This window comes from Cellulomonas massiliensis JC225, assembly GCF_000312005.1.
GTDB classification, from domain to species: domain Bacteria; phylum Actinomycetota; class Actinomycetes; order Actinomycetales; family Cellulomonadaceae; genus Cellulomonas; species Cellulomonas massiliensis.
Window position 1 is genome coordinate 748575 of the sequence record NZ_HE978588.1, and the last position, 5101, is coordinate 753675.

Here is a 5101-nt window from a genome sequence, read left to right on the forward strand (position 1 = left end):
CGTCGCCGCGGTGGTGGCCGGCACCGTCCTGGTCGCGGCCCTCGCGGGCGGGCGCTCTCCGGCGGCGGACGCGGCGCCCGGGCCGGGCACGGCGCCCGACGGCTCGTACGCGTTCCTGAGCACGAACGCCGACGGGTCCCCGGTGTCGTACGAGTCCTGCGGCCCGCTGCGGTTCGTCGTCGACCCGACCGGCTCGCCCGAGGGCGGCACCGACGCGATCCTGCGGGCGTTCACGCGCATGACGCGCGCGACGGGCGTGCAGTTCGAGTACGCGGGCGAGACCTCCGAGCGGCCGTCCGCCGACCGTCCGCTGCGCCAGTCGCGGTACGGCAGCGGCTACGCGCCGATCCTCGTCGCGTGGTCGGACCCTGCGGAGACGCCGCGGCTGGAGGGCGACGTCATCGGGCTGGGCGGCTCCGTGTCGGTCGGGCGCCGGTCGAGCGGCTCCTGGCGGTACGTCACCGGCGCGATCACGCTCGACGGGCCGCAGTCGCGCGAGCTGCTCGCGCGGCGGCCGCGCAACGGGCTCGCCACGATCGAGTCCACCGTGGTGCACGAGCTCGCGCACGTGCTCGGCCTGGACCACACCGACGACCGCTCGCAGCTGATGTACCCCACCGGCGAGTCGAACGTGCTCGGGACCGGGGACGTGGCCGGTCTGCAGGCCCTGTACGGGGAGTGCCTGCCCGGCGCCGGCGGCGCGCGGGACTGAGCCGGCGCCGGACGCGCGACGGCCGGCGGCCGGGGTGTCCCCGTCCGCCGGCCGTGGTCCGCGCCGGTGTCAGGCCGTGGGCGGCGGCGGCTGCGAGCCGTAGTCGCGCCGCTCGACGACCTCCTTGTGCGAGGTGTTCGACCGCTGCGCGTTGATCGCGATCGAGAGGATCAGCGCGAGCACACCCGCACCGATGCAGATGTAGCCGATCATCGACAGGTCGACGCCGCTGATGGAGTCGCGGACGGCGAACGCGAGGATCGCGCCGATGACGATGAGGGCGATGCCACCACCGATACCCATGGAGTGCTCCTTCGCTCGGGCCGGACCGTCGGGGGTGGCGTCCGGCTCCCGGCGAGTCTCCTGCGGCTGCGGCCGGTCCGCATGTCGAGAACCGGGGCGGTCACCCGTCCGCGTGACCCGTCAGCCGAGCGTCGTCGGGTACCCGGGTGCGTCGGGGCCCGTCAGGCCCAGCACGTGCTCGGCCAGGAACGCCTCGACGGCCTGGTACCAGACGACGGCGTGCTGCGGGGCGAGCACCCAGTGGTTCTCGTCGGGGAAGTACAGGAACCGGTGGACGGTGCGGCCCTCGTCGTCGGCCGGCAGGCCCGAGCGGGACAGCAGATCCCACCACAGGCGCAGGCCCTCGCCGATCGGCACGCGGTAGTCGCGGTCGCCGTGCACGACGAGCACCGGCGTGCGGATGTTCCCGACGTGCAGGTGCGGCGAGCTCGCGAGCGCCATCTCCGGGGTCATCTCGCGGGCCCAGTAGAACGACGCGTCCGTGGTCGGCCCGAACTGGTCGAGCGCCCACAGGCTCGCGTGCGTGACGACCGCCCGGAAGCGGTCGGTGTGCCCCGCGACCCAGTTCGCCATGTACCCGCCGAACGAGCCGCCCATCGCCGCGGTGCGCGTCTCGTCGACGTCGGCGCGCTGCTCGGTCACGTCGGTGATCGCCATGAGGTCGGTGAACGGCGCGGCGCCCCACGCGCCCCAGCCCGCCTGCACCATCTGCTGGCCGTAGCCCGTCGACAGGGCCGGGTCGGGCAGGAGCACGGCGTAGCCCTGCGCGACGAGCAGCCACGGGTTCCACCGCCACGACCACGCGTTCCACGAGTTGAGCGGGCCGCCGTGGATCCACAGCAGCAGGGGGGCCGGGTCCGCGGCGGATGCGCCCTCGGGCAGCGCGAGCCACGCCCGCACGCGGCGGCCGTCCGCCACGGTCGTCTCGACCTCGGTGAGCGTGCCGGGCAGCGCCGGCAGCGGGGCGGGCCCGCGCAGCGCCGTCGCCTCGACCGGGCCGTCCGCGGCGGCGACGAGGTCCACGCGCACGGGGTGCGACGGCGCGAGGTAGGACGTGCGGTTCGCGAACAGCACGGTCCCGTCCGGGTGCACGCGCACGTCCGTGAACGTCGCGTCGTCGCTCGTCAGGCGCGCGACGGAGTCGTCCAGCCCGAGCCGGAAGAGCGGCCCGCGGCCGTCGTCGTCCGCCTGCACCACGAGCGCGTCGGACCCCGGCAGCCACACCGGGTCGTGCGGCCAGCGGTCCCACTGCGGCGCGAGCACCCGCACGTCGCCCCCGGCGAGCGGCACGACCGCCACCTGCAGGCGCGGCGCCTCGTGCGGCGTGGAGTGCGTCTCCCGCGAGAACGCGACCCACTGCCCGTCGGGTGACACCACGGGCGCGAAGACGTCCGCCTCCGGGTCGTCGACCAGGACCCGCCGCTCCCCCGTGGCCACGTCGACGGCGACGATCACGACGCGCTGGTCGCCGCGCGCCAGCGGCCGGTTCCAGCCGGTGACGACCGTCCGGCCGTCCGGGCTGATGGCCGGCTCCTGCTCGACGAGGGCGGCGCCCGCGTCGGTGGTCACGTCGCGCAGCGCGAGCCGCGGGTCGGGGGCGCCGGCCGCGGGGTGCACGACGTCGTCGCCCACGTCGGCGACGAGCAGGTGCGGCTGCGCGGGGCCGAGGTCGTGGTCCCAGTACCGGACGGGGTAGCCGGTGTGCAGGATCGCCGAGACCTTCTTGTCCTTGCGGGCCTTGCGCAGCTCGTCGTCGGACGCCTCGTCGGTGGCCGACGGCAGCACGTCCGCGACCAGAAGCACCGTGCCGGCGTCCGCGGCGACGCGCAGGCCGCCCACGCCGGCGCCGCGGCGCGCCACGAGGCGGGCCTCGGCGCCGTCGGCCGGCAGCAGCCACAGGGACGGCTTCGGGTCGTCGTCGTCGTCGCCGTCCGGGTCCGGGCGTGCCGCCGTGAACAGCAGGTCGCCCTCGGGGGTGAACGCGGCGCCCGCCTCACCCTTCGCGCCGCGGGTCAGCCGCCGCGCGGGGCGCTCGCCGCTCGGGTCGACCTCCCACAGCGAGGTCACGTACCGCGTGCGCTTGGTGTCGAGCGTCGCGACCGCGGTCACGAGGCGGGAGCCGTCCGGCGAGAGCACCAGGCCGCTGGTGCGCGGCAGGGCGACGTACTCGTCGAGGTCGTGGAAGGGCGTGGACGGGGTGGTGGCGTCGTCGGTCACGCGTCCGTCCTACCACGCGCCCCGACGGCGGGGCGCGTCGATTGCCGCACCTCAGTCCGGCGCCGGCCGCTGCCCGTCGCGCTCCGCCAGGCGGCCGAGCATCGCGTTGTAGTCGTCGAGCTCCGTGTCCCCGAAGCGCTCGACCTTGCGGTCGCGGCGCCGCGCGGTGCGCTCGTCGTCGCGGGCCCACTGCACGGCGACGCCGATCGCGAGCGCCAGCGTCGGCAGCTCGCCGATGCCCCAGGCGATGCCGCCGCCGCGCTGCTGGTCGACGATGGCCGACGGCCCCCACGGCCGGCCCATGAGGCCGAACCAGTCCGCGACCAGCAGCGCCTCGCCGGAGACGAGCGCGACCCCGAAGAAGGCGTGGAACGCCATCGTCGCGAACAGCAGCAGCAGCCGCTGGGGGTACGGCGGGCGGGACGGCCCCGGGTCGATGCCCACCATGGCGTTCGCGAACAGGTACCCCGCGAGCGTGAAGTGCACGGTCATGAACAGGTGCCCGACGTGGTCCCGCAGCGACCACTCGAACACGGCCGTGTAGTAGAAGGCGACCATCGAGACGACGAAGATCACGGCCGCGACGACGGGGTGCGCGACGAACCGGCCGAAGCGGCTGTGCACCAGGACGAGGATCCACTCGCGCGGCCCGCGCGAGGCGTCCTCCCGCAGCCGCGTGCTGCGCACCGGCAGGGCGCGCAGCGCCAGCGTCACGGGCGCGGAGAGCACGATCAGCACCGGCACGACCATCGCCAGCACCATGTGCTCGACCATGTGCGCGCTGAACAGCACCTGGCCGTACACCGCCGGGCCGCCCGACGTCGCCCACCCGAACAGCAGCATGCCCGCGACCCACGACGCGGTGCGGGCGAGCGACCAGTGGTCGCCGCGGCGGCGCAGCCGCACGACCCAGCGCACGTAGACGACGATCCCCGCGACGGCGGCGGCGACGAGCAGCCAGTCCCAGCCCCACAGCGTGAACCACCGCTCCGCCGTCGGCTCCGGCGGCAGCGGGCTGCCGGTGAGCTGGTAGGCGGGCGTCGCGTCGGCGGGCGGCTCGTCCGGGACCGGCGGGGCCGTCGAGCCGAGCGCGACGGCGACGCCGGAGACCGCGCCCATGACGACGAGCTCCACGGCGACGAGCCGCCAGAACAGCGCGCCGCCCGCGCGCGCGACCGTGTCGCCGGCCCGGCCGCCGCCCGCGAGCCGCGGGATGACGGCACGCCGGTGCGCGAGCCCGAGCAGCCCGAGCACCCCGAACAGCACGACCTTCGCGACGAGCAGGAGGCCGTAGTCGGTGCCGAGCTGCGCGAGGGAGTCCACCCGCAGCAGGCCGTTCACCACCCCCGACAGCGCGACCGCGGCGAAGCACCAGCCGGCGACGGCCGAGTACCGGGCGACGGCGGCCGAGAGGTCGGTCCGCACGTCGCGGACCACGAGCGCGAGCACCGCCAGCCCGCCGATCCAGACCGCCGCCCCGACCAGGTGCAGCGCCATCGACGAGACCGCCTGCGCGTGCCCCGTCGCGCCGGACGCGTGCCCGAGCTGCGCCTGCTGCCACAGCGCGGCGAGCACCGGCAGCACGGTCCAGGCCGCGCCCGTGGGCGTCTGGACGACGAGCGCGAGCGCGGTGACGACCGCGGCGCACATCGTGATGAACAGCAGGGTGCGGCCGAGCTCGACCTGCGTGACGAACACGCCGAGCTCCGCGCCGAAGCCCTCCGCGGCCGGCGACCGCCCGGCGACCGAGCCGTAGGTGAGGACCAGCCGCACGATCGACAGCACCGTCCACGCACCGGCGCCCCACGCGCCGACGACGAGGGCGCGCGGCCAGGCCCGACCGTCGGCGACGCCGGCCCGCCCGCCGCC

Annotated in this window: 4 protein-coding genes; 1 reads left to right on the forward strand and 3 read right to left on the reverse strand. The window is 75.9% G+C overall.

Annotation, left to right across the window (positions count from 1 at the left end):
- The coding region (locus tag HGCM_RS16685) for a matrixin family metalloprotease (protein ID WP_161604959.1) at window positions 1-712 on the forward strand (712 nt) is incomplete at its 5' end.
- Between the two features lie 69 nt (window positions 713-781).
- Here HGCM_RS16685 and HGCM_RS03550 read toward each other — a convergent pair.
- The 3 genes from HGCM_RS03550 to HGCM_RS16690 form a co-directional block, all read right to left on the reverse strand.
- The gene (locus HGCM_RS03550; protein ID WP_019135509.1) at window positions 782-1015 is read right to left on the reverse strand and encodes a DUF6458 family protein; all 234 of its coding nucleotides are present in this window, start codon (window positions 1013-1015) and stop codon (window positions 782-784) included.
- Between the two features lie 120 nt (window positions 1016-1135).
- Window positions 1136-3232: a S9 family peptidase gene (locus HGCM_RS03555; RefSeq protein WP_019135510.1), complete on the reverse strand. Its 2097-nt coding sequence runs from the start codon at window positions 3230-3232 to the stop codon at window positions 1136-1138.
- A 51-nt stretch (window positions 3233-3283) separates the two neighbouring features.
- On the reverse strand, window positions 3284-5101 hold a 1818-nt coding region (locus HGCM_RS16690), incomplete at its 5' end, for a bifunctional copper resistance protein CopD/cytochrome c oxidase assembly protein (RefSeq protein WP_019135511.1).